Raw genomic sequence first — 23,552 nt, 5'->3', positions numbered from 1 at the left:
CGAGTTCCTTTTCACGCATTGCCGGGCCCGAGGCCCGACCAGGAATTTCATGTTCTTTCGCAACTTGAGTCTGTTCCGTTTCTCCGAAGCCATGGCCGAATCCCTGGCCGAGCTGGACACCCAGCTGGAACAAAAACGCCTGCGCCCCTGTGGTCCGCTGGAGCAGTCCACGCGTGGCTTCGTCTCGCCACACGGACGCAACGCCGAGGTGCTGGTGCACAAGGTGGCGCACTACGCCCTGGTCGCCCTGGGCGGCGAGGACAAGCTGCTGCCGGGCTCGGTAGTCAACGAGGAGCTGTCGGCACGCCTGCAGAAAATCACCGAGGAACAGGGCCGGCGCGTTGGCGCCAAGGAACGCAAGCGGATGAAGGACGAGATCCTCACCGATTTCCTGCCCCGCGCCTTCGTCAAGCCTTACCGCATGCTGGCCTATGTCGACCTGAAGAACGGCTGGCTGGTCGTCGACACGTCCAGCCGCAAATCGGCAGAAGAAGCCCTCTCGGAATTGCGCGAGGCCGTCGGCAGCTTCCCAGCCACGCCGATGGCGCCGGAAGAGTCGCCGCGCACCCTGATGACGGACTGGGTGGTTAGTGGCAAGCTACCGGCCGGCCTGACCCTGGCGGACGAATGCGAATTGCGCGACCCGGCAGAGTCCGGCGCGATCGTACGCTGCCGTCGCCAGGACCTTGAAACCGACGAGGTGCGCGAGCACCTCAAGACCGGCAAGCAGGTGTACCAGCTTGGCCTTACCTTCGACGACCGTATCAGCCTGGTGCTTGGCGAAGACCTCGTCATCCGCAAGCTGCGCTTCCTCGACCAGGTACTGGACGAGCTGAACGAGACCGACGCCGATTCGGCCGCCGCCGAGCTCGACTCGCGCATGGCGCTGATGACGCTGGAAGTCGAGCGCCTGCTGGGCAAGCTCGACGAGTGGTTCAAGCTGCCGCGGCCGACAGATCGCTGAAATACCGCGGTTGCACACTGATGACAGGAAACGCCAGCGCCGCCCCGGCAGCGCTGGCGCAAGGCAAAGGGAAACGCCGTTTGACCACTCCGCGCCGCAAGGCCAGCGGATGCGCGAGGAACAGGCATGAGCCCGGAAGAAAACCACTACCTGGAACTGTCCACCCCGAACGGGGAGACGATCAAGGTGCTGAAAAAGGCCCATCCCCAGGCACGCCGCCTGCGCTTGACCGTGACCTCGAACGGCGCGCGCCTGTCTTATCCCGAAGGCACGCATCCGGCCCAGGTGTTTGCGTTTCTGCGCAAACATGTGGACTGGCTGGAACGCAAGCTCGATCAGCTGCAGCTGGACGGCTCAGGCCCGCCGCCGCTGCTGCCGGGTGCGCCGACGCTGATTCCGCTGCGCGGCGAAACCACCCAGATGGTCTGGCGCGAAGGCGCCTATCCCAGCATTGCCCAGGAAGGCGACAAGCTGGTGCTGACCCTGCCGCACAACCAGTCCAAGCGCGCGCTGCCGGCGGCCCGTGCGCTGTTGCGCTCGTTTCTCGAAGCGCAGATACGGCGCGATGTCTCGCGCCTGCTGGCGCGCTATACCGGCGAACTGCAGGCGGCACCGGTGGCCGTGCGCGTACGTCCGCTGAAAAGCCTCTGGGGCAGCCTCGACACGCGCGACTGCATGACCCTCGACCTGGCCCTGGCCCTGGCGCCGCCGGCTGCGCTCAAGTACGTGGTCATCCACGAACTGTGTCACCTGAAAATCCGCAACCACTCGCCGCGCTATTGGAACCTGGTTGCGAGCTTCTATCCGGAATGGAAAGACCAGCGTGACTGGCTGCGCGAGAAAGGCCACGCGCTCAAGGCCGAACTGTCGCGGCTGATCGGCGAGCGCTGAAACGCTTGCACCGTGCCAAAGCCTCTCGTCAGAGGCATCAGCTCCAGCCGCAGAACGCGGTTATTTCCGCTGCCACCGGCGCCGGTTTTTCCAGGTGCAAGTGATGATTGCCCGGCAGACGCACCAGGCGGATGTCCGCTACGCACGCCGCACGCGCCTGCATCATCGCATCGGGCAGGTACGAGGTCGCCGGTGATGCCAGCACCACCAGGGTCGGACAGGCGATGCCGCGCAGGATGGTCTGGATCTGCGCCTCGGTATAGCGCTGCGGCGAAGCCAGGGTCAGGCGTGCGTCGCTGGACCAGGACCAGCCGCCCGGTACCGCGCAGATGCCGCGTTCGACCAGGGCGGCAGCGGCGGCCTCGCTGAGATCGTTGGCCTGCATGCGCGCGTGTATCGGCAATCGGCTATCGGCAAATACGCGCAGGGATTTCCCGCCCAGGCCGGCGCGCTGGTCCAGGCCGCGGCGCAATTGTTCCAGCGCAGCTTCGGGCGCGGCAGTCAGCGGCCCCAGTGATTCGATCAACAGCAAGCGTTCGATGCCTGCCGGCTGCGCAGCGGCAAAGATGCTCGCCGTGGCACCGCCCAGCGAATGGCCGAGCAGGGAATAGCGTGCCCAGCCCAGGGCCGCGACAGTGGCCTGTATGTCGGCCAGGTATTCGACGTAGTGATACCAGCCGCCGGCCGGCCGATGCGCGGAGCGGCCGTGGCCCGGTAAGTCAATTGCAACAATATGGAAATACTTGGAAAGTATCGGAGCCAGCGTATTGAACGACGCAGCATTGTCCAGCCAGCCGTGAATGGCCAGCAGCGGCGGCAGCGCCTTGTCGCCCCAGCTTTGCGCCGCCAAGGTCAGATGCGGCAGTTCGATCTGCAGTTCAGTCGGCATGCGGCACCGTGGCAACGTTCTGCGCAGCAGCCGGCCATTCGATCCAGCCCCGGGTGTGACGCTCGACCAGTGCCAGCAGCGCGTCGACCTGCCCAGCACCGTCGTTGAGCGCCGCAATGTACTCGTAGCGTTTGCCGCCTGCATGGATAAAGCGTTCGCGGTTTTCCACGCCGATTTCTTCCAGTGTTTCCAGGCAGTCGACGGCAAAGCCCGGACACAGCAGCTGCACCGACGTCACGCCGCTGCGCGCCAGCTCCACCAGTGTCTCGTCGGTATAGGGCCTGAGCCACTCCTCGCGGCCGACGCGCGACTGGTAGCTCGCCAGCAGCTGCCCCTGCTCCAGGCCCAGTCGCGCCGCGAGCAGTCGTGCCGTCGCCTGGCAGTGCGCCGCATATGGGTCGCCGGCGGCGACGTAACGCTGCGGAATACCATGAAACGACAGCAGCAGACGCTCGGCCCGCCCGTGTTGCTGCCAGTGCGCTTCCACGCTGCGCGCCAGCGCTTCGATATGCGCCGGCTGGTCGTGGTAGTCGTTGACGGTACGGAATTCCGGCGGCCAGCGCAGGCGCTTGATCGCATCCGCCAGTGCATCCAGGGCCGCGCCGGTCGACGTGGCCGAATACTGTGGATACAGCGGCAATACCAGTACGCGGCCAATACCCTGATCGACCAGCCCCTGCAGTGCCGTATCGATCGCCGGCTGGCCGTAGGTCATGGCGAGCTCTACGGTAATGCAACCACCAACGCGCTCGCGCACGACATGGCCCAGTGCCGTGGCGAGCCTGCGGCTTTCCACCAACAAGGGCGAGCCCGCCTCGCTCCAGATGCTGGCATAGGCCCGCGCCGACCGGGCCGGCCGCAGTCGCAGGATCACACCATACAGTACCGGCCACCACAGCCAGCGGGGCTGCTCGATCACGCGGGGGTCGGACAGAAATTGCGCCAGGTAGCGCCGTACGGCTGACGGCGTAGGCGCATCGGGAGTGCCCAGATTGAGCAGCAGCACGGCGATGCGCTCGCGCTGGGCAAACGGCCGGGGAGAGGCATGGTAACGCGTGGTTCCGAGCATGAAATTCCCGCGATGACAGCGGGCTTGTCTGCACCCTGCCGTTGAATTCAAAGTGATTTTTCCGACCGGGGGAGCCCCGCTTGTAGGCAGCGGCGAAGCTGCTAGACTGGCCGAGCCGTGTCAGCGCCCGACCCGGCCGACGATTACAGAAACAATAACAAAAGACGGTGAACAATGAGCCTGCGCGCACGCCCTGCCGCTGCGGCACTGTTTGCGCTGTGTGCTGCTTCGGCAGTCACGGCGGAGCCGTTCGCGCTCGCGCCGGCTTATGACCAGATCTATCGCATAGATCTCGCCTCCCGCACCGCCACTCTGGTCGGCGACACGGGCTCTTATGCGGGCCAGCCCATTGTCATGAAGGGCATTGCCTACGCGCCGAACGGCTCGCTGCTGGCCTCGTCCGACAATACGAAATCCTTGTTCCGGCTGGACTTCCTTGGCTCGCCCGCGTCGGTCGTCGGTTCGCTGGGCCTGGCCGGCCAGGGTGATCCGTCCCGCCTGGATGCCCTCGATCTTTCCTATGCAGTGACCTGCGACGGCTCGGCCTGGCTGGCTTCGGGCGTGGCGCGCAAACTGTGGAAAGTGGACAACGCTACCGGACTGACCACCTACGTCGGCTCTACCGGCGCGCGCCTCACCGGGTTGGCCGCACGCGGCCGCAATCTCTATGGCGCCGGCGATTACGAGAATCCGTCGCTGTTCCGCGTCGATACGGCCAGCGGAGCAGCGATACCGATCGGCAGTTTCGGGGTCAGCGCAAGCAAGATCAGTTCGGTCTGGCCGTCCTTCGACGCCAGCGGCAATCTCTGGGCTGCTGTCACTTATATCCCGCCGCCGCCGCCCGCTGCGAATGCATTTCCGCCGGACTGGAGCGATCTTGCCCGCATCAATGTCGATTCCGGCGCAATGACCTTGCTGGGTCCGATCACCGGTCCGGAAGACCTGCGCAGCGTGCCGTTGTTCGGCCTTGCCATCACCGCGCCGCAGCCCTGTCCTACCGGCACCGCCACGGCACAGCCGATACCTGCCGGCTCGCCTCGAAGCCTGTCCCTGCTTGCCGGACTGCTGCTGCTCGCCGCCGGCCTGGTCTTGCGCCGCCGCGGCCTGCGTTAAGGCGCGATTCCCTCGTCCACGGTAACCATCGCCGGATCGCGCATCCGCGCGTGCCTCGCGTCCACTCCTGGCGCCGAGCCTGCACTCCCTTATTCGACGAGGTAATCCGTGAGCCGACCCTGCCTGCGTGTCCTGCTGTTGCTATGCAGTCTGCTGTTGAGCGCCACGGTCCTGGCCGGCGAGACCGAATCCAAGCGGGCACGCGAGGCAACCCGGGTACTGGATGAAATCATGCAGGCACCGGACCGGCGCGTTCCCACCGGCCTGCTGCGCGAAGCGCACGCGATTGCGGTGATACCCGATGTGATCAAGGCCGGCCTGGTCATCGGCGGCCGCCGCGGCCACGGTCTTATCGTCGTGAAGGGCAGCGACGGCACCTGGTCGAATCCTGCCTTCATCACTATGACCGGCGGCAGCCTCGGCTTTCAGGCTGGCGTGCAATCCACCGACGTGATCCTGGTTTTCCGCAGCCAGCGCGGCGTCGACTCCATCGTCCACGGCAAATTCACGCTCGGCGCCGATGCTTCTGCCGCGGCCGGCCCGGTAGGCCGCTCCGCCCAAGCGTCCACCGATGCCCAGCTCAAGGCAGAGATCTATTCTTATTCACGCGCACGCGGGTTGTTTGCTGGCGTCGCGCTGGACGGCTCGGTGCTATCCATAGACCATGATTCCAATCAGGCCGTCTACGGCGAAGGCGTAACGCCGCGGCGCATCTTCGAAGGCGGCGTGGGCAATGTGCCGGAAGTCGTGGTCGATTTCCGCGACCGCCTCGAGGAGTACACTGCGCAATCGGCCGAGTGAGCGCAGCGTCATGACCCCTGTGCAAAGCGCGGCTACACTGTCGCGCTTTGCCGTTCCCGGCAGCGGCCATCTCACGCGGAATTTGCAGGAGTCAGGTAATGGGTAGTTTCAGCATTTGGCACTGGTTGATCGTGCTGTTGATCGTGGTTGTGGTGTTCGGCACCAAGCGCCTGCGCAACATGGGCGGCGATCTCGGCAGCGCCATGCGCGATTTCAAGAAAGGCCTGCAGGGCGACGAAGAGGCGCCCAAGCTCAAGGCCGATCCGACGCCCGAAGCGGAAAAGACCGCCGAACAAAAGCGCGAAAAGACCGAGTAAGCCGCCGCGATGTTCGATATCGGCTTCAGCGAATTCGTGCTGATCGGCGTCGTCGCGCTGATCGTCCTCGGGCCTGAACGGCTGCCCGGCGCAGCCCGCACCGTCGGTGCGCTATTACGCCGCGCGCGCAACAGCTGGGCCAATGTACGCAACGAGGTCGAGCGCGAACTGGCCGCCGAGGAACTCAAGCGCAGCATGCGCGACACCGTCGCCTCGGTCGATCCGAGCGAAGAGCTGCGCAGCACCGCAGAGGAGCTGCGCAATACCACCAGCGAAGTCGACAGGAAGCTCGATGAGCGCAGCTGAGCAGGAGCCCGGTGAAGAGGCTTCATTTTTTTCCCATTTGATCGAACTGCGCGCACGCCTGCTGAAAGCGATATTGGCGGTAACGGCGGTGCTGCTGTGCTTGCTTCCGTTTGCCAACAAACTTTATGCATGGCTGGCCGAGCCGCTGCTGCGCAATCTGCCGGCGGGTGGGCAGCTCGTCGCGATCGAAGTCGCCTCGCCATTCTTCACTCCGCTAAAACTGGCTTTTTGTACTGCGCTGGTGCTTGCCATGCCGGTAGTGCTGTACCAGCTGTGGGCATTCGTCGCGCCGGGCCTGTACCGGCACGAGAAGCGCCTGGGCATGCCGTTGCTGGTGTCCAGCGTCATCTTGTTCTACCTCGGCTGCGCCTTCGCCTATTTCCTGGTTCTGCCGATGGTGTTTTCGTTCCTGGCCAAGATCACGCCGGAAGGCGTGGCCATGATGACCGACATCGGCAAGTACCTCGACTTCGTCCTGGTGATCTTTTTTGCTTTCGGACTTTGTTTCGAAGTACCCGTCGCCGTGGTGATCCTCGTTGCGCTGGGCTGGGTCACTCCCAAGCAGTTGACGGAAAGCCGCGGCTATGTGGTCGTAGGTGCCTTTGTCATTGCGGCCATCCTGACGCCGCCGGATGTGATTTCGCAGGTCATGCTGGCCATTCCCATGTGCCTGCTTTACGAGGTCGGCATAATCGCCGCACGCATGGTTTCCAAGCCGCCTGCCGACTCCACAAGTTCCAACTCTTAGCCTTTAGTCCAGCTGCGCCGAGCCCCGAAATACGGTAGCGGATCGGCTCATGCGCATGGTCGATTTACAATTCGTTACAAGTACGCTACATCCCGTACCGCCTTTTTCGTGCTTCTGCCACGTATACTAATCCCGCAGTACACGTATCAGCACTTCATAACTCAGGGTGAAAATCATGAAAAAGTCCGCCGCAGCCGCCGCTGTTGACGAAGATACTCGCGACGCCAGCCTGCGTGTTTCCAAGCGCATGCGCGATAGCCTCAAGGCAGCTGCAGCCGTCATGGGCCGCCCGCTGTACGACGTCACCAACGAAGCCATCAACGATTACCTCGGCGGCCTGAAGCTGCCGGATCCCCTCGCCGGCCTGCGTAAAGGTGGCAAGGGTCGCAAGTAAGTCGATCCGCAGCTAGCCTGCAAGACTCTTCAAACGCCGCGCCTCTGCGCGGCGTTTGCCGTTATGGAATGCCAATTTCTGGAATTTCACTCAGGCAACTGGGGAATAGCCCCCAATATCCATCTTCGACTAAAGTCGACTACATCACATTTCCACGACGTACACCCGCACCATGCCTGTTTTCGAAACCGGGCGTACAAGCAGCCAGCTGGCAACACTATACATTCGGCACTTGTTTAAACCCACGATACGTGTATCGCCCGATTTTTGAGCAGCCGCTCGATGCGTCGAAATTTGGTTTGATCCTTCTGCCGGCTCCATCGGGCGGCTGGATTTTCCCCGCGCCAGGCCCCAGCAGCACAGGGGGCTCAAGCGACCGCATCGAGAGCCGCGCGCCCAAGCATGCCCAGACTTTGCTTAAAGCCTGCCGCCTCGCGCCAGGCTGACAAAGCGCTGCAACACCCGCCGCGCCTCTGGCGCAGGTCCGCATTCCTTCAGCAGCTGGACCGGATCCATGCCTTCGCTGCGCAAGCGGTCGCTGCGCCCACGGATGTAGCCGGCCATCACGCCGGCGCTGAACTCCGGATGGAACTGCACGCCCCAGGCCCGCTCGCCCAGACGCAGGGCCTGGTGCGGGTCCTGCACGGTACTGGCCAGCACCTCGGCGCCCTGGGGAATCGCCAGTACCGACTGCTGATGCGTAGTCTGCGCACGGAACGCTGAGCCCGCCATGCCGAACAGCGGATCGGTTTTCGCCTGCGCACTGGCTGCCAGGGACTTGGTGCCGATCTGCCGGCCCTGTGGATTCCAGCCCACGCTGCCGCCCAAAGCCTGCACCAGCAGCTGGTGGCCGTAGCAAACCCCGAGCACCGGCAACCGCATGCCCAGTACCTGATCACTCAGCCACTCGGCACAGCGTTCGCTCCACGGCAGACGCTCGGTCACCATGCTCGCCGAACCCGTCACGATAGCCGCGGCATAGGCACGACTGCTGGTGGGCAACACATCTCCCGCATCGACACGTACCGCCACGAATTCGTGGCGGCGCAGCCCTGCGCTACGCGCGAACCACATCGGAAAATCGCCATGGCGCGCCGCCAGGCGCGGCAAAGTAGTTCCAGTCTGCAAAATCAGGATCGGGTTCACGCAGATAACCTGTCAGCGGAAAATAGCGTCAGAAACGCATCAGAAGCATCCGTGCCGGCCCGGGCTGCCAATTTGCACGCCGTGCTATGCGGCAAAACCCACGCACAGACAGGGCGTAGAACCCCCGCCTTCAGTCAACCGGCGGCAACACGGTCATCACTTCTGCCACCGTGGTGACGCCTCGCGCCACCTGGGCCGCGGCGGAAATGCGCAGCGGCCGCATGCCGTCGCCCAGCGCGGCTTCCCCGAAACGGACCAGGTCGGTATCGGCCAGGATCAGCTGGCGCATCTTCGGCGTGATACGCAGCATCTCGTAGATGCCGGTGCGGCCGTAGTAGCCGGTGTTGCGGCATTCCAGGCAGCCGACCGGCCCCTGCGTGCGTTCGGGCAGAGCCAGGTTCCAGCGATGGGTCAGCGCATCCCAGGCGCGCGGGTCGACCGCCAGGCCAGTCTTGCAATGTGGACAAAGCGTACGAATGAGCCGCTGGGCCACCACGCCCGTGAGCGTGGACTGGATCAGGTAATGCGGTACGCCCAGATCGAGCAGGCGCGTCACCGCCGTCGGCGCGTCGTTGGTATGCAGGGTAGACAGCACCAGATGCCCGGTCAGCGAAGCCTGTACCGCCATCTGCGCGGTTTCCAGATCGCGGATTTCGCCGATCATGATGATGTCGGGATCCTGGCGCAGCAGCGTGCGCACGCCGGCGGCAAAATCCAGGTCGATCGCCGGCTGCACCTGCATCTGGTTGAATTCGGGGCTGACCATTTCTATCGGGTCTTCCACCGTGCAGACGTTCAGGTCCGGCGTGGCCAGATGCTTGAGGGTGGAGTACAGCGTCGTGGTCTTGCCCGAGCCGGTGGGGCCGGTGACCAGCACGATGCCGTGCGGCCGCTCGACCATCGAGCGCCACAGGTTCTCCTCGTCGGTGGAGAAACCGATCTGGCGAAACTCCTTGACCACGATGTCCGGGTCGAAGATGCGCATGACGATCTTCTCGCCGAACGCCGTCGGCATGGTCGACAGGCGCAACTCCACTTCGCGGCCACCGGGCGAGCGTGTCTTGATGCGGCCGTCCTGCGGCCGGCGCTTTTCCGCCAGGTCCATGCGCCCGAGAATCTTTATGCGAGCCGTCACCGCCGTCATTACCGGCGGAGGAAACTCGAACACCTTGATCATGTTGCCGTCGATACGGAAACGGATATTTCCCGCGTCGCGGCGCGGCTCCAGATGAATATCCGAGGCCCGCTGGTCGAGCGCGTACTGCAGCAGCCAGTCGACGATATGCACAACGTGGCGATCGTCGGCGCCGATGTCGCCGGCCTTGCCCAGTTCCAGCAACTGCTCGAAGTTGAGCAGGGTGGAGGGGTCGTAGCCCGCATCGCTCTTGGCATCCTTGGCGCGCTGGATCGACCGCTGCACGCCGAAGAATTCGGTCAGGTAGCGATTGACGTCCAGCGGGCTGGCCACCATGCGCTCGATCTCGCGGCGCAGGATGTGGCCAAGATCGTGCACCCAGCGCGTATCGAAGGGCTCGGCCGAGGCAATTACGACCTTGTCCGGCGCCACCGCCACCGGCAGGATGCGGTAGCGCGTCGCGTACTGGTGCGAGATGACCTGGGTGACTGCCGCCACGTCGATCTTCATCGGATCGATGCGCAGGTAGGGCAGGCTGGCCTTTTCCGCCAGCCACTGGGTCAGCACTTCCAGGCCCAGCGGCTTGCCCGGATTGCGCTGGTCCACGGGCTTGAGGTTGGCCACCAGCACCAGCGGGTGCAGCGCCAGCTTGTCCTTGCCGCTGCGCGAGTCGGCGCGGATGCGGCGGGCATCGTCGACGGCGAGCAGGCCGTCCTGGACCAGCGCCATCAGCGTTTCGTCCAGTTCCAGCCGTCCGTGCAGGCCCAGCTTGACCGGCGCGGTCGCTACGGCCGAAAGCGAAGAAACCGCGTCAACGGGACGCTGCGGGCTGGAGGCCATGGGAATTCCTGAAGGACGCCAATGCGCCCGCTATACTAACGCGCTTTGCAACGCCATCCGTGAGCCATTCCATGTCCACGCCCACCTTTCAGGACGTGATCCAGACCCTCAACCGCTATTGGGCGGAACAGGGCTGCGTACTCATCCAGCCTTTCGATACCGAAGTCGGCGCCGGCACCTTCCATCCGGCCACCTTCCTGCGCGCGCTGGGCCCGGAACCCTGGGCGGCGGCCTACGTGCAGCCCTCGCGCCGGCCCACCGACGGCCGCTACGGCGAGAATCCGAACCGCCTGCAGCATTACTACCAGTACCAGGTGGTGCTCAAGCCCAATCCGGACAATATTCTTGATCTATACATTGGATCGTTGCGCGCCCTCGGCCTGGACCCGCTCACTCACGACCTGCGCTTCGTCGAAGACAATTGGGAATCGCCAACACTCGGCGCCTGGGGCCTGGGCTGGGAGGTCTGGCTCAATGGCATGGAAGTGACCCAGTTCACTTATTTCCAGCAGGCCGGCGGGCTGGAATGCCGCCCGGTCACCGGCGAAATCACCTACGGCCTGGAACGCCTGGCCATGTACCTGCAGAACGTGGACAACGTCTACGACCTGGTCTGGACAGTCGCGCCGCACGGCGTCGTCACCTACGGCGATGTGTTCCACCAGAACGAAGTGGAACAATCTGCCTACAACTTCGAACATGCCAACGTGACCGAACTGCTGCACTGGTTCGACGTCTGCGAAGGCGAGGCGAAGAAACTCATCGCCGCCAATCTGCCGCTGCCCGCCTACGAACAGGTGTGCAAGGCCTCGCACAGCTTCAACCTGCTCGATGCGCGCCGGGCCATCAGCGTAACCGAACGCCAGCGCTACATCCTGCGCGTACGCACCCTGGCCCGCGCCGTGGCCGAAGCCTATTACGCCCAGCGTGAAAAGCTCGGTTTTCCAGGACTGAAGAATCGCCAGGAGAAGGCGCATGACTGAGCAGGCGCTGCTGATCGAACTGGGCACGGAAGAACTGCCCACGCGTACGGTCGACGAGCTGGCGCAGGCCTTTGCCGGCGGCATCGTCGAGGGTTTGAACAAGCGCGGCTTCAACCTCGACGCGAACAGCGCGCAGGTGTATTGCTCGCCGCGCCGCCTGGCCGTGCTGTTGCCGGCCGTAGCCGCCGCGCAGCCGGACCAGACGATAGAACGCCGCGGTCCCGCCGCCGCTGCTGCGTTCGCCGCCGACGGTACACCGAGCAAGGCCTTGAGCGGGTTTGCCGCCTCCTGCAGCACCACCGTCGAACAACTGCAGAAACTCGAAACCGACAAGGGCGCCTGGTACGTGTTCCGCAGTGAACAGCCGGGCCAGCCGCTGGCGGCGCTGTTGCCCGAGGTCATCGCCGAAGCGCTGAAAAACCTGCCCGTGCCCAAGCCCATGCGCTGGGGCGACCACGACTACGCGTTTGTGCGCCCGGTTCACTGGCTGGTGATCGTGCACGGCAGCGAGGTCATCGCGGCCGACATTCTCGGCCTCAGCAGCGGACGCGATTCCCGCGGCCACCGCTTCCACCACAACAAGACCGTGCCCATCGCATCGGCGCACAGCTGGCTGGCCGACCTGCGCGCCGCCCATGTACTGGCCGACCCGGCCGAGCGGCGCGAACGCATCCGTGCCGAAGTCGCCCGGGCCGCGCAGGAAACCGGCGGCCAGGCCCAGCTCAGCGACAGCCTGCTGGACGAGATCGCCAACCTGACCGAATGGCCGGTCGCAATCGCCTGCGCCTTCGACGAAGACTTCCTGCGCGTGCCGCAGGAGGCCTTGATCATGACCATGGAGACCAATCAGAAATTCGTCTCCGTGCTCGACGACAACGGCAGGCTGACACGCCACTTCATCGGCGTGGCCAACATCGACAGCCTGGCGCCGGCGGAGATCCGCAAGGGCTACGAGCGCGTGATCCGCCCGCGTTTTGCCGATGCCCGCTTCTTCTACGACGAAGACCTGAAGTCGCCGCTGATCGACCAGCTCGAATCGCTCAAGACCGTGACCTACCAGCAGTCGCTGGGTTCGGTCTGGGACAAGGTCATCCGCGTCGCCGAACTGACACGCACCATCGCCAACCGCGTCGGCGTGGATGCAGCCCAGGCCACGCGCGCGGCCGCACTGGCCAAGTGCGACCTGATGAGCCGCATGGTCGGCGAGTTTCCCGAACTGCAGGGCGTGATGGGCCGCTATTACGCCGCCGCCAACGGCGAACCGGCCGACGTCGCCCGGGCCGTCGACGAGTTCTATCGCCCGCGCTTTGCCGGCGACGGCATCGCCAGCGGCAAGGTCGGCCAGGTGCTGGCGATTGCCGAGCGCATCGATACGCTGTGCGGCATCTTCGCCGTCGGCATGAAGCCCAGCGGCAACAAGGATCCGTTCGCCCTGCGCCGCGCGGCGCTGGGCCTGGCCCGCACCCTGATTGAAAGCGGCCTGGCACTGGAACTGCCCCCGCTGCTGCAGGAAGCACTGGCGCAACTGCCCGAAGCCGCATTCGTCGCCGGCCTGCCCAAGAGCAAGGACGGCAAGCCGCCGCTGCTCGACGCCGGCGCACGCCGGCAGGAAATTGCCGCGGAACTGTTCGAATTCGTGCTCGACCGCCTGCGCGGCTACTACGCCGACGCGGGTATCGCTGGCGACCGTTTCGAAGCCGTGCGTGCGCTCAATCCGGCCGATCTCGGCGATTTCGATGCGCGCATCCGCGCCGTCGATGCGTTCGCCCGCCTGCCCGAGGCCGAAGCACTGGCCGCGGCAAACAAGCGCATCGCCAATATCCTGCGCCAGGCCCAGGCCGGCGCAGCCACCGCTGGCGTGGACAGCGCCCTGCTCGCTGCCGGTGCCGAAGCGCAGCTGCACCAGTCCCTGCTCGGCGTCCAGGCCGCAGCCGAACCGCTGATCCACGGCCGCGACTATGTCGCCCTGCTCAGGCAGCTGGCCCGGCTGCGCGCCCCGGTCGATGCGTTTTTCACCGACGTCATGGTGATGGCCGACGATGCCGCTGTACGCGCCAATCGCCTGCAATTGCTGACGCAGTTGCGCCAGTTGTTCCTGCATGTGGCCGACATCTCGGTGTTGCAGCCGGCGAACTGAACGAATGCGCCGGCCGGACTGACCGGCCGGCCAGCGCAGCTGTTCTCTCCACACGTCGACGAATTTCGGCAGAAAACTACGCGACCAGCGACGGATTGTGCTGAATTCGCCATCGAAGGTTGACGCCACCTGGCTACGTGCCTACGGTCGCCCACCGGGAGTGTAGAAAGTCATGCCGCCTTTGCCGGCCTGACCAACTTGGCACTTTTGTCGCTATGGGGATAGTGGCAAAGAGTGCAAATTGCGATTCTTTATGCGTTCGCTTCGCCAGGCCGTGGCTGTCGTGCAGACAAGCCACAACGGTGGCGTGTGCGCGGCATTCCATGAAGTAGCGCAGAACTCCCCGGCGCCTGTCGCGCCGCCGGGCGTGCATCCGCACGTACCGCCATTCGAATGGGGAGATTCGATGAAAGCGTTCTACTGCATGAACTCCGTACTGCGCGCACGTCCGCTGGCGCTGAGCCTGGCCTTGGCCGCTGCTTTTGCCAGCGGTCCGACGCTGGCCCAGAAAGCCACCGGCGACATCTTCGGCCACACGCAGGCCAACAGCAGCGTCAGCATTCGCAGCGTCGACACCGGCCTTTCGCGCGAGGTCCAGTCCGACGCCAAAGGCCGCTACGTGTTCAACCAGCTGCCGACCGGCCGTTATGTAGTCAGTGCCGAGGGCAGCGAGCGCGAGGTCACGGTGCGCATCGGCACGGGTGCCGAAGTGGACTTTGCAGCAAAAGGATCGGCCGAACTCGCAACCATCGAAGTGACCGGCAACGCGATCAACCCCATCGACGTGTCCTCCGTGGAATCGGCCACCGTTTTCAGTGCGGCACAGCTCGCCGCACTGCCGGTGGGCCGCGATGTGACCAGCGTCGCCCTGCTCGCGCCGGGTACCGTCCGCGGCGATTCCAGCATCGGCCGCTCCGGCAGCAGCCTGGCCTCGTTCGGCGGCGCATCGGTGGCTGAGAACGGCTATTACATCAATGGCTTCGACGTCACCAATATCCGAAACTTCACTTCCTTCGCCAGCCTGCCGTTCGAAGCCATCGGCGAGCAGCAGGTCAAGACCGGCGGCTACGGCGCCGAATTCGGTCGCTCCCTCGGCGGTGTGATCAATATCGTAAGCAAGCGCGGCAGCAACGAATTCCATGCCGGCGTCGCCTCCTACTGGGCGCCCGAGTCGCTGCGCGAACACGCGCCGAATGTAAGCAGCATCGAGTCGCCCAACAACTACTACAGATATACCTATAGCGACACGCGCTCGGACCAGTCTTTCAACGTCTACGGCTCGGGGCCCATCATCAAGGACAGGCTGTTCTTCTTCGCCATCGCCGAAGGCCGTGACGTGAAGACCGAGGATTTCGACGAAAACACCAGCAACCTGGTCACTGACAGCCAGCCCCACGGACTGGTCAAGCTGGACTGGAACATCACCGACAGCCATATCCTCGAATTCACCGGCATCAGCAACCGCGACTACGAGAAGAACCGCAACTTCAGCAACGACCTCGACGGCACGGTACCGATCCACATCGAAGATCCCTACAGCACCCGGCACAACCGCGAGACGCCGGGATATGTGGAAAAGTACGGCGGTGAAGTGTATATCGGCCGCTATACCGGCTATCTCACCGACAACCTTACCCTGTCGGCGCAATACGGCGAACTGACGGCACTGAACGCCGTGCGTTCGCCACGCAACCTGCCAGGCGCCGACTGCCCTGCGGTCTACGACAGCCGGCGTAGCGCCGGCGTCACCGACTACCTCGGCTGCTGGGACGAAAACCAGTTCACCATCCAGGATCCGACAGCGCCGGACGAGCGCGACCGGCGCCGCGCCACACGCATCGACCTGGACTGGCAAATTGGCAGCCATACCGTGCGCGGCGGCTATGACGCCGAAAAATTCGATTCCACCAATGTAGGCCTGACCAACAGCGGCGGCGTCTATTACCGCTATTTCCGCACCGGTCCCAACGGCAGCACGGTCAACGGCGTAGCGTTGCCGGGCAATACCGAATATGTGCGCAAACGCGACTATGCCACCAAGAGCGGCGCCTACGCAGTCGAGAACACGGCGTTCTATCTGGAAGACAGCTGGCAGATAGCCGACCGCTTTCTGGTCTATGCAGGCGCTCGCGCCGAGCGATTCGACAACAGGAATGCGACCGGCGTGAGTTTCGCCAAGTCCGACTACCTCTATGCGCCGCGACTCGGTTTTTCCTGGGACACGAGCGGCGACGCCACCACCAAAGTGTTCGGCAATGCCGGCCGCTACTACATTCCCATCGCGTCCAATACCAATATCCGCGTCTCCGCCGCGGAATTGTTTATTCATACCTTTTATCGCTTCGACGGCGTCGATCCGCGAACCGGCGCACCGGTGACCCTGGGCCAGCAGATCGGCACACCCTCCGTCGTCGGCGATGGCACCACGCCTGTACCCGATACGGTCACGGCCGGTAATCTCAAGCCCATGTACCAGGACGAGGCCATCCTCGGTCTGCAACATGCGTTCGACTCGGGCTGGACTGCCGGCGTGCGCGGTGTGTGGCGCAAAGTGCGTAACGGCATGGATGACTACTGCTACCACGGCGCTTTCTATGCCTGGGCGGTCGACAACGGTTACACCGATTTCGATGCCAGCACCGTTCCCCAGTGCGTCATCCTCAACCCGGGCAAGGACGCGGAGTTTGCGCTCGATCTGAACAACGACGGCACGCTGACCCGCGTCACCATTCCGGCCCGCTACTTCGACATCGCCGAGTACCAGCGCCAGTACCGTGCCTTCGAAATCTTCTGGGAGCGGCCCTGGGACGGCAAATGGTCGCTGCAGGGCTCGTATACCTGGGCGCGCAGCCGTGGCAATGCCGAGGGTTACGTGAACTCGTCCATCGGCCAGGGCGATGCGGGCATCACCCAGGACTTCGATTTTCCATCCTTCGGCGACGGCGCTTACGGCGACTTGCCCAACGATCGCCGCCACACGCTGAAACTCTTCGGCACCTACGAGCTTGCACCGCAGTGGCGCGTCGCCGGCAACCTGCTCATACAGTCCGGACGTCCGATCAACTGCCTGGGCTTTCCGCCGCCCGAGGCGCGCGATTTCGAGGGGCCTGACGGCTCGTCTGGATCCGGCGAGTACACCTCGCCCTCCAGTTTCTACTGCGTGAGCGGCGTGGAAACCATGCCCGACGGCACGACACGAACCATCCACACGCTTTACAACCGCGGCAGCTTCGGCCGCACGCCCTGGATCAAGTCGATCGACTTCTCCGTCGCCTGGGTGCCGAAGGTGGGTAACGGCGACCTGACCTTGAAGGTCGATATCTTCAATGTGCTCAATTCGCAGAAGGTCTTGCAGTACAACGAAACCGGCGACATCGCCCGGGGCGATCCGCACCACAACCCTGATTTCCTGCTCCCCGATACCTACCAGGCGGCGCGCTCCTTCCGCTTCACCGCCCGCTACGATTTCTCGCTTTAGCGGCTTGCGCGACAACAACCTCCGACCAGGCGAACTCTGCCTGGCCGGATTTCGGTCGCAAAATGTGCGTAAGTGCCGGCTCGGAAGCAGGAATCTGGCGGCCCGACCGCCAGGAACCTCGCAAACCATCACGCTTCGCTGCAGTGCAAGTTGACGCGGCTTAACGTTTTTACTACGTTCGGCGACAGGGAGTGCCGAAGGTCATGGGCAGTGTACCGCCTTCATGTTTCGGTAAGCCGGCCGGCGCGGGGTCGCTGGCAGGCAGAGACGGTCTGGGGTAACACAGCGGTGCGTTGGGGATGGCGGCGGTTCGCAAGAACCGCCGCGGCTTTTTCTGCCGCCGGCAGCGCCGCGCGGCGCATGCGCTGAGACGGCTGCCATTACACTGGCGGCCGTTTTCGTTTCTGGTTGCACTCTTGTCCATATCGTTGCTCGAAGCACTGGTTCTCGTTGCCGTCGTCCTGCTGGTGGTGCTGGTCGTGCTGCTGATCGTGCTGCTGCGCCGCGGCCGCGGCGATCTGCTGGCGCCGCTGAAGCAGGCACTGGACGATCTGCATGACGACGGCGAGCGGCTGGAACGCACACTGCGCGACGAACAGCGTGCCGGTCGCGGCGAACAGTCGCAGCGGCTGGAGCAGTTGCGCGACAGCGTGCAGACCCAGTTCGCCCAACTGGCCCAGTTGCAGCACCAGCGCATCGAAGACTTCGGCCTGCGCCTGGAACAGTCGAGCCAGCGCACCGACCACCGCCTGGAAGCCCTGCGCCTGGCCTTGCAGGACGACGCGCGCAAGGCCCGAGAGGAAGGCGCGCAGGCGCTGAGCCGCTTCGGCGACCTGCTGCGCCTGGGTTTGCAGGAACAGGGCGAGCACAGCCAGCTGCGCCTGGCCGAAGTACGCGCCACGCTGGAAACCCGGCTCAAGGAACTGCAGGCCGACAACGCCCGCCAGCTCGATGCCATGCGCGTCACCGTCGACGAGAAACTGCACGCGACACTGGAAACCCGCCTGGGCGAGTCGTTCAAGCTGGTGTCCGAGCGGCTGGAACAGGTGCACCGCGGCCTGGGCGAAATGCAGGGCCTGGCCCAGGGCGTCGGCGATCTCAAGCGCGTACTGGGCAATGTGAAAACCCGCGGCATCCTCGGCGAAGTGCAGCTGGCCGCACTGCTGGAACAGCTGCTGACCACAGACCAGTACGCCAGCAACGTCGCCACCGTGCCAGGCTCGACCGAACGCGTGGAATTCGCCATCCGCCTGCCGGGACGCGATGTGGATGCGCCGATCTGGCTGCCGATCGACGCCAAGTTTCCGCGCGAAGATTACGAACGCCTGCTCGACGCCCAGGAGCGCGCCGATGCAGACGCCGCGTCCGCGGCCGCCGCCGCGCTGGAGCGGCGCATACGCGAAGCCGCCAAGAGCATTCGCGACAAGTATATTTCGGTACCGGCCACGACCGATTTCGCCATCATGTTCCTGCCCACCGAAGGTCTGTACGCGGAAGTGATACGCCGCCCCGGCCTGTTCGAAGCGCTGCAGCGTGACCAGCGCGTCGTTGTTACCGGACCGACCACGCTCAGTGCCACCTTGAGCAGCCTGCAGATGGGTTTTCGCACACTTGCAATCGAGAAGCGCTCCAGCGAAGTGTGGCTGCTGCTCGGCGCGGTCAAGACCGAGTTCGGCAAGTTCGGCGCGGTTCTGGACAAGACCCGTACCCACCTTGACAACGCCCGCAACAGCATCGACGCCGCCGGCGTGCGCACGCGCGCGATCGAGCGCAAGCTGCGTGGCGTGGAGTCGCTGGACAGCGGCCAGACCCAGCAACTGCTGGGCGAAGACAATTTCGACAACGGCGACGAAACGGCCGGTTGAAACGTTTTGCGCCGCGCGGCGACGCCGCACTGCCGCTGCACGTCGCAGCCGCTACCATGTCCGATACAGCAGAGGCTGACCCTGGCCTCGTCATGCTGCCGTTGCAAGCGAACCCGCCACTCCGGAGTTGCCATGCGTACCTTGCTCGCCCTAGGAATCGCCGCCGCCATGACTCAGACCGCGCTAGCCGCCGAGATCCCCGACTACTCCCTCACCATCTACAGCTCGGCCCAGCCCGGCCAGCTCAGCAGTGAAAACCTGATCAACTTTGGCCCGCAGCTGCCGGGCTATGCCCTGGTCCGCGACGGCCGCAAGATGGCCCTGCCTTCCGGCAGCGGCGTGCTCAGGTTCACCGACGTGGCCAAGCGCATCGATCCCAGCACCGTCGCCTTCGAATCGCTGACCGACCCCGCCGGTACCCGCGTGGTGGAACAGAACTACCAGTTCGACCTGGTCAACCGCGACAAGCTGCTGGAACGCTATATCGGCGCCACCATCACGGTGGAACAGCAGCGCGGCGACACGCTGGAACGCCTCAGTGGCGTACTGCTTTCCTCAGCCGACGGCAGCCTGATCCTGCAGCGCGACAGCGGCGAAGTGCTAACTATAAATAATTACAGCAATGTACTTTTCCCAAGCCTGCCCGGCGGCCTGATCACCCGGCCTACCCTGGTCTGGCTGGTCAACGCCAAGCAGGGCGGCACGCACGACACCCGCGTCAGCTACCAGACCCAGGGCATGACCTGGTGGTCGGACTACAACATCACCCTGCGCGAGAACGGCGACAACTGCGACATGGACCTCTCTTCCTGGGTCACCATCGTCAACCAGTCCGGCGCCAGCTACGGCCAGGCACAGCTGAAACTGGTCGCCGGCGAAGTCAATCGCGCACCAGCACCGGCGGCGCCACAGATGATGCGTAACAAGGCCATGCTGGCCGGCGCCGTGGCTTCGATGGACGAGGGCTTCCAGGAGTCTTCGCTGTTCGAGTACCACTTGTATACTCTCGGCCGGCGCAGCGACCTGCCCGACAACTCGACCAAGCAGCTGGAACTGTTCCCCACCGCAACCAAGGCCAGCTGCACCAAGCAGCTCGTGTTCACCGCCTCGCCGCCGCCGTGGAGCCACTGGTCGTCGCCGATCCAGGACCAGGGCTACGGCGCCACCACCGAGGGCACGGTGGGCGCATTCCTCGAGTTCGAGAACAAGGAATCGAACAAGATGGGCATGCCGCTGCCCGCCGGCCGCGTGCGCGTGAACCAGGCCTCAGTCGACGGCACGCTGGAGTTCATCGGCGAAGACGTCATCAAGCACACCCCGCGCAACGAGACTTTGCGCATCAAGCTGGGCAACTCCTTCGACGTGGTCGGCGAGCGCAAGCAGCTCAGCTTCAACTACGACAAGGCCGGCAAATTCATCGACGAAAGCTTCGAAGTGACCGTGCGCAACCGCAAGAAGACCGCCGTCAAAGTGGTCGCGCGCGAATACCTGTATCGCTGGAGCGGCTGGAGCATCACCGCCAAGAACCAGGATTTCGTCAAGCGCGACGCCTCCACCATCGACTTCCCGCTGAGCATTGCGGCCGATGGCGAGGCGAAGGTGACGTATACGGTTCGCTACAAGTGGTAATAGGGTAATTGCAACTGCTAGGCCGCGTTCCCAGCCGGGGACGCGGCAACCCGCCGGTCATTCGCCAACGTCTTTCAGCGCAATCGCGTTGATGCCCGCCTCGGACAATCCCGCCTTGGCCGTTTCCACATCGCTGGCGCTGCTGTACGGGCCTACGCGCACGCGGTGCCAGGTCTTGCCGTTGACGTTGACCGACTGCACCTTGGCGACGAAGCCGCTCAGGGCCAGCTTGGCCTTGAGTTCTTCGGCAGCTTTCGGGTCGGGATACGAACCGGCCTGCAATACGTAGCGCGCGCCGCTTGCGGCGACCGAGGGTTCCGGCGGTGGCGGTGAACCGGCGGCAGCCGGATTCTGCGCCGCGGCTTGCTGGCGCTGCTGTTCGGCGCGCGCCTTGGCGCTCAGCTCTGCGTCGGGAATCACCACTTCCATTTCCGGCAGCACCGAATAGAAATCGTAGTTCTTCTTCGGCGCGGCAGCGGCTTTCTTGTCGTCGGCGACGGCGGCCTCGCTGGCCTTGGGTGCAGTGGCCTGGGGATTGGGCTGCGGCGAATTGGGCTTGCGCAGCATCGGCGCCCAGCCCTGCAGCAGCATCAGCGTGGCGATGCCCAGGCCCAGCAGCACGCCCAGGGCCAGCCAGACCCAGGCCGGCCAGGTGGCCGCGGAGGTGCTGCTGTTGCGGGTTGCTTGCTTGCGCTTGCCGGCCATTACTGTCGTTCCTTGCTGTGCTTGCTGTGCGTATTGCTTACATGCTTTCCGGTGCGCCGACGCCGAGCAGATCCAGGCCGTTGGCCAGAACTACTTTCACTGCCGCAGCGAGCGTGAGCCTCGCATCGCGCAGGTCGGTGTCATCGATCACGAAATGGTATTCGTTGTACCAGCCATGGAAGGCAGCCGCGAGATCGGTCAGGTAGGTCGCGATCACATGCGGCTCCAGATTCGTCGCAGCGACTTCGACCACTTCGGGGAAACGCGACAGCGCCACGAACACAGCCTGCTCGTGCGCGGTATCCAGGCGATCCAGGCGCGCACTGCCATTGGCCGCGTCGTAGTTCAGCCCGCGTTCCTGCATCTGCCGATTCACGCCGCAGATTCGCGCATGGGCCATCTGTACGTAGTACACGGGGTTGTCGGTGCTCTGCGCACGGGCGACATCGATATCGAACGTCAGCTGCGAATCCGACTTGCGCGCGGCCAGGAACCAGCGCGTCGCATCGCGGCCGACTTCGTCGATCAGATCGCGCAAGGTCACATAGCTGCCTGCACGCTTGGACAGCTTCACTTCCTCGCCGCCGCGCATCACCGTGACCATCTGGTGCAGCACGTACTCGGGCCAGCCCTTGGGAATGCCCAGGCCCAGCGCCTGCAGCCCGGCACGCACGCGCATCACGGTGGAATGGTGGTCGGCGCCCTGCTCGTTGATGACGCGGCCGAAGCCGCGCTGCCACTTGGTCACGTGGTAGGCGATATCCGGCAGGAAATAGGTATAGCCGCCCTGCGCCTTGCGCATGACGCGGTCCTTGTCGTCGCCGAAGTCGGTGGTCTTGAGCCAGAGCGCGCCGTCCTGCTCGTAGGTATGGCCGGCGTCAATCAGCTGCCGCACGGTCTGCTCGACCTTGCCGTCGGTATACAGCGAGGATTCCAGGTAATACACGTCGAACTCGACCGCGAACGCGCGCAGGTCCAGGTCCTGTTCGCGGCGCAGTGCGGCGACGGCGAAGCGGCGGATCGCATCCAGGTCGTCCGCATCTTTGGTGCCAGTGACGTCGTGGCCGTCTGCATGCACGGTGTCGCCAGCCATATAAGCCCGGGCCACGTCGGCGATGTAGTCGCCGCGGTAGCCGTCCTCGGGCCAGCCGGTATCGCCCGGCGCAATGCCGCGCGCGCGCGCCTGGGTGGACAGGGCCAGGTTGGCAATCTGCTGGCCGGCGTCGTTGTAGTAGAACTCGCGCGTCACGTCCCAGCCGGTTGCCTGCAGCAGGCGCGCCAGGCAATCGCCCACCGCGGCACCGCGGCCATGGCCGACGTGCAGCGGCCCGGTCGGGTTGGCGGAAACGAATTCGATCTGTGCCTTGCGCCCTTCGCCCGCGTTGTTGCGGCCGTAGGCGGCGCCGAGCTCAAGGATGCTGCGCACCTGCGCGCGATAGGCTTCGGCACTGAGGAAGAAATTGATGAAGCCCGGGCCGGCGATTTCCACCTTGGCCACCTGCGCCGCTGCCGGCAGCACAGCGACCAGGGCCTGAGCCAGGTCACGTGGCTTCATGCCGGCCGGCTTGGACATCAGCAGCGCGGCATTGGCGGCGAAGTCGCCGTGTTCCTTGCTGCGGGTGCGCTCGATGGTGAAGGCGGTGGGGATGGGATCGGGCACGCTGCCGTTGCGCTGCAGCGCAGCCAGCGCCTGCAGCAGCTGGTCGCGGAGAAAGTCTTTCACGAAGGATGCCGAAGCAGAGGAAAGCCGCGATTGTAGTCGGGCCGCCGCGCCGGCCCAAGCCGGATGCGGCTTTGCGTACTGATGCATTGCAATAAATCGTTAATAGGCGGTGAGTTGGGGCCGCTATCTCGTGCGCCGGACAGAAGCCCGCGGCAAATGCTTGAGCCAATTCCGGAACTCCGGGCTGTGAACAGGCTTGTGGATAAGTTTGTGGGCAAACCTTCGGGCCGAGCGCTTTTTTCCCTGCAAGGATTTTCCCTCAAGCCCATTGACTTCGTAGAAAACACTGATCAATCAATATCTTGTTCAGGAATGTCGACGCCGTTCGCAGTTTTTGAGCGAGCTGGACCGCGCGCCGCCGGCGGTGTGCATAACCTTGCGCGACGCCCTTGACTAGCGCTGCAAACGGCATCGCTGCT

General features: G+C 64.4%; 19 protein-coding genes. 13 read left to right on the top strand and 6 right to left on the bottom strand.

The window, feature by feature from the left end:
* The first annotated feature begins 49 nt into the window (after positions 1-49).
* Together DFR29_RS26180 and DFR29_RS26175 are read left to right on the top strand one after the other, a co-directional pair.
* Positions 50-964, top strand: a complete 915-nt coding sequence (locus DFR29_RS26180; protein WP_133821606.1) for a recombination-associated protein RdgC — start codon at positions 50-52, stop codon at positions 962-964.
* A gap of 126 nt (positions 965-1,090) precedes the next feature.
* A complete protein-coding gene (locus DFR29_RS26175; protein ID WP_133821605.1) occupies positions 1,091-1,855 on the top strand; it encodes a M48 family metallopeptidase in 765 nt (254 codons plus the stop codon).
* A gap of 37 nt (positions 1,856-1,892) precedes the next feature.
* On the opposite strand, the gene DFR29_RS26170 is transcribed toward DFR29_RS26175, so the two are convergent.
* Positions 1,893-2,744, bottom strand: a complete 852-nt coding sequence (locus tag DFR29_RS26170; protein WP_133821604.1) for an alpha/beta fold hydrolase — start codon at positions 2,742-2,744, stop codon at positions 1,893-1,895.
* On the bottom strand, positions 2,734-3,813 hold the full coding sequence (gene hemH, locus DFR29_RS26165) for a ferrochelatase (protein WP_133821603.1): 1,080 nt from the start codon (positions 3,811-3,813) through the stop codon (positions 2,734-2,736). The genes DFR29_RS26170 and hemH overlap by 11 nt, the downstream gene beginning before the upstream one ends.
* Positions 3,814-3,987: 174 nt before the next feature.
* Between hemH and DFR29_RS26160 the strand changes: the two genes are divergently transcribed.
* The 6 genes from DFR29_RS26160 to DFR29_RS26135 all read left to right on the top strand — a co-directional run bounded on the left by DFR29_RS26160 (position 3,988) and on the right by DFR29_RS26135 (position 7,492).
* Complete coding sequence (locus DFR29_RS26160) at positions 3,988-4,926, top strand: NHL repeat-containing protein (protein WP_133821602.1); 939 nt, start codon at positions 3,988-3,990, stop codon at positions 4,924-4,926.
* Between the two features lie 108 nt (positions 4,927-5,034).
* Complete coding sequence (locus tag DFR29_RS26155) at positions 5,035-5,727, top strand: lipid-binding SYLF domain-containing protein (RefSeq protein WP_166654348.1); 693 nt, start codon at positions 5,035-5,037, stop codon at positions 5,725-5,727.
* A gap of 98 nt (positions 5,728-5,825) precedes the next feature.
* Complete coding sequence (gene tatA, locus DFR29_RS26150; RefSeq protein ID WP_133821601.1) at positions 5,826-6,044, top strand: Sec-independent protein translocase subunit TatA; 219 nt, start codon at positions 5,826-5,828, stop codon at positions 6,042-6,044.
* A 9-nt stretch (positions 6,045-6,053) separates the two neighbouring features.
* Positions 6,054-6,350 carry a Sec-independent protein translocase protein TatB gene (gene tatB / locus DFR29_RS26145; RefSeq protein WP_133821600.1) on the top strand — a complete coding sequence of 99 codons (297 nt, stop codon included), beginning with the start codon at positions 6,054-6,056 and terminating at the stop codon, positions 6,348-6,350.
* Positions 6,337-7,098, top strand: coding sequence for a twin-arginine translocase subunit TatC (gene tatC / locus DFR29_RS26140; RefSeq protein WP_133821599.1), 762 nt, complete (start codon positions 6,337-6,339; stop codon positions 7,096-7,098). Before tatB ends, tatC begins: the two co-directional genes overlap by 14 nt.
* Before the next feature lie 175 nt (positions 7,099-7,273).
* Positions 7,274-7,492 carry a hypothetical protein gene (locus DFR29_RS26135; RefSeq protein ID WP_133821598.1) on the top strand — a complete coding sequence of 73 codons (219 nt, stop codon included), beginning with the start codon at positions 7,274-7,276 and terminating at the stop codon, positions 7,490-7,492.
* A gap of 417 nt (positions 7,493-7,909) precedes the next feature.
* Here the strand turns inward: DFR29_RS26135 and DFR29_RS26130 are convergent, their stop codons facing one another.
* Both DFR29_RS26130 and tfpB read right to left on the bottom strand, forming a co-directional pair.
* On the bottom strand, positions 7,910-8,638 hold the full coding sequence (locus DFR29_RS26130; protein ID WP_133821597.1) for a glutamine amidotransferase: 729 nt from the start codon (positions 8,636-8,638) through the stop codon (positions 7,910-7,912).
* A gap of 130 nt (positions 8,639-8,768) precedes the next feature.
* A complete protein-coding gene (gene tfpB / locus DFR29_RS26125; RefSeq protein ID WP_133821596.1) occupies positions 8,769-10,613 on the bottom strand; it encodes a type IV pilus assembly ATPase TfpB in 1,845 nt (614 codons plus the stop codon).
* A gap of 71 nt (positions 10,614-10,684) precedes the next feature.
* Here tfpB and glyQ point away from each other — a divergent pair, with 71 nt between their 5' ends.
* The 5 genes from glyQ to DFR29_RS26100 all read left to right on the top strand — a co-directional run bounded on the left by glyQ (position 10,685) and on the right by DFR29_RS26100 (position 20,705).
* Entirely contained in the window at positions 10,685-11,596 is a 912-nt protein-coding gene (gene glyQ, locus DFR29_RS26120; protein ID WP_133821595.1) for a glycine--tRNA ligase subunit alpha, read from the top strand.
* Positions 11,589-13,733 carry a glycine--tRNA ligase subunit beta gene (gene glyS, locus DFR29_RS26115; RefSeq protein WP_133821594.1) on the top strand — a complete coding sequence of 715 codons (2,145 nt, stop codon included), beginning with the start codon at positions 11,589-11,591 and terminating at the stop codon, positions 13,731-13,733. The genes glyQ and glyS overlap by 8 nt, the downstream gene beginning before the upstream one ends.
* Positions 13,734-14,139: 406 nt before the next feature.
* Entirely contained in the window at positions 14,140-17,211 is a 3,072-nt protein-coding gene (locus tag DFR29_RS26110) for a TonB-dependent receptor (protein WP_166654347.1), read from the top strand.
* A 422-nt stretch (positions 17,212-17,633) separates the two neighbouring features.
* Complete coding sequence (locus DFR29_RS26105; RefSeq protein ID WP_208113738.1) at positions 17,634-19,076, top strand: DNA recombination protein RmuC; 1,443 nt, start codon at positions 17,634-17,636, stop codon at positions 19,074-19,076.
* A gap of 132 nt (positions 19,077-19,208) precedes the next feature.
* Positions 19,209-20,705: a DUF4139 domain-containing protein gene (locus DFR29_RS26100; protein ID WP_133821591.1), complete on the top strand. Its 1,497-nt coding sequence runs from the start codon at positions 19,209-19,211 to the stop codon at positions 20,703-20,705.
* A gap of 57 nt (positions 20,706-20,762) precedes the next feature.
* On the opposite strand, the gene DFR29_RS26095 is transcribed toward DFR29_RS26100, so the two are convergent.
* Together DFR29_RS26095 and argS are read right to left on the bottom strand one after the other, a co-directional pair.
* The gene (locus DFR29_RS26095; RefSeq protein WP_133821590.1) at positions 20,763-21,410 is read right to left on the bottom strand and encodes an SPOR domain-containing protein; all 648 of its coding nucleotides are present in this window, start codon (positions 21,408-21,410) and stop codon (positions 20,763-20,765) included.
* Between the two features lie 37 nt (positions 21,411-21,447).
* On the bottom strand, positions 21,448-23,133 hold the full coding sequence (gene argS, locus DFR29_RS26090; protein WP_133821589.1) for an arginine--tRNA ligase: 1,686 nt from the start codon (positions 23,131-23,133) through the stop codon (positions 21,448-21,450).
* Between the last annotated feature and the right edge of the window lie 419 nt (positions 23,134-23,552).

Source organism: Tahibacter aquaticus (genome assembly GCF_004363655.1).
Classification (GTDB): Bacteria; Pseudomonadota; Gammaproteobacteria; order Xanthomonadales; family Rhodanobacteraceae; genus Tahibacter; species Tahibacter aquaticus.
This window is presented reverse-complemented; position numbering and strand designations above follow the sequence as displayed.

Coding starts and splice junctions, on each gene's coding strand:
- DFR29_RS26170 (WP_133821604.1), bottom strand. CDS start 2,744: ATGCCGACTGAACTGCAGATCGAACTGCCGCATCTGACCTTGGCGGCG.
- DFR29_RS26160 (WP_133821602.1), top strand. CDS start 3,988: ATGAGCCTGCGCGCACGCCCTGCCGCTGCGGCACTGTTTGCGCTGTGT.
- DFR29_RS26110 (WP_166654347.1), top strand. CDS start 14,140: ATGAAAGCGTTCTACTGCATGAACTCCGTACTGCGCGCACGTCCGCTG.
- DFR29_RS26135 (WP_133821598.1), top strand. CDS start 7,274: ATGAAAAAGTCCGCCGCAGCCGCCGCTGTTGACGAAGATACTCGCGAC.
- tatC (WP_133821599.1), top strand. CDS start 6,337: ATGAGCGCAGCTGAGCAGGAGCCCGGTGAAGAGGCTTCATTTTTTTCC.
- DFR29_RS26100 (WP_133821591.1), top strand. CDS start 19,209: ATGCGTACCTTGCTCGCCCTAGGAATCGCCGCCGCCATGACTCAGACC.
- glyS (WP_133821594.1), top strand. CDS start 11,589: ATGACTGAGCAGGCGCTGCTGATCGAACTGGGCACGGAAGAACTGCCC.
- DFR29_RS26095 (WP_133821590.1), bottom strand. CDS start 21,410: ATGGCCGGCAAGCGCAAGCAAGCAACCCGCAACAGCAGCACCTCCGCG.
- DFR29_RS26180 (WP_133821606.1), top strand. CDS start 50: ATGTTCTTTCGCAACTTGAGTCTGTTCCGTTTCTCCGAAGCCATGGCC.
- tfpB (WP_133821596.1), bottom strand. CDS start 10,613: ATGGCCTCCAGCCCGCAGCGTCCCGTTGACGCGGTTTCTTCGCTTTCG.
- glyQ (WP_133821595.1), top strand. CDS start 10,685: ATGTCCACGCCCACCTTTCAGGACGTGATCCAGACCCTCAACCGCTAT.
- hemH (WP_133821603.1), bottom strand. CDS start 3,813: ATGCTCGGAACCACGCGTTACCATGCCTCTCCCCGGCCGTTTGCCCAG.
- tatB (WP_133821600.1), top strand. CDS start 6,054: ATGTTCGATATCGGCTTCAGCGAATTCGTGCTGATCGGCGTCGTCGCG.
- tatA (WP_133821601.1), top strand. CDS start 5,826: ATGGGTAGTTTCAGCATTTGGCACTGGTTGATCGTGCTGTTGATCGTG.
- DFR29_RS26175 (WP_133821605.1), top strand. CDS start 1,091: ATGAGCCCGGAAGAAAACCACTACCTGGAACTGTCCACCCCGAACGGG.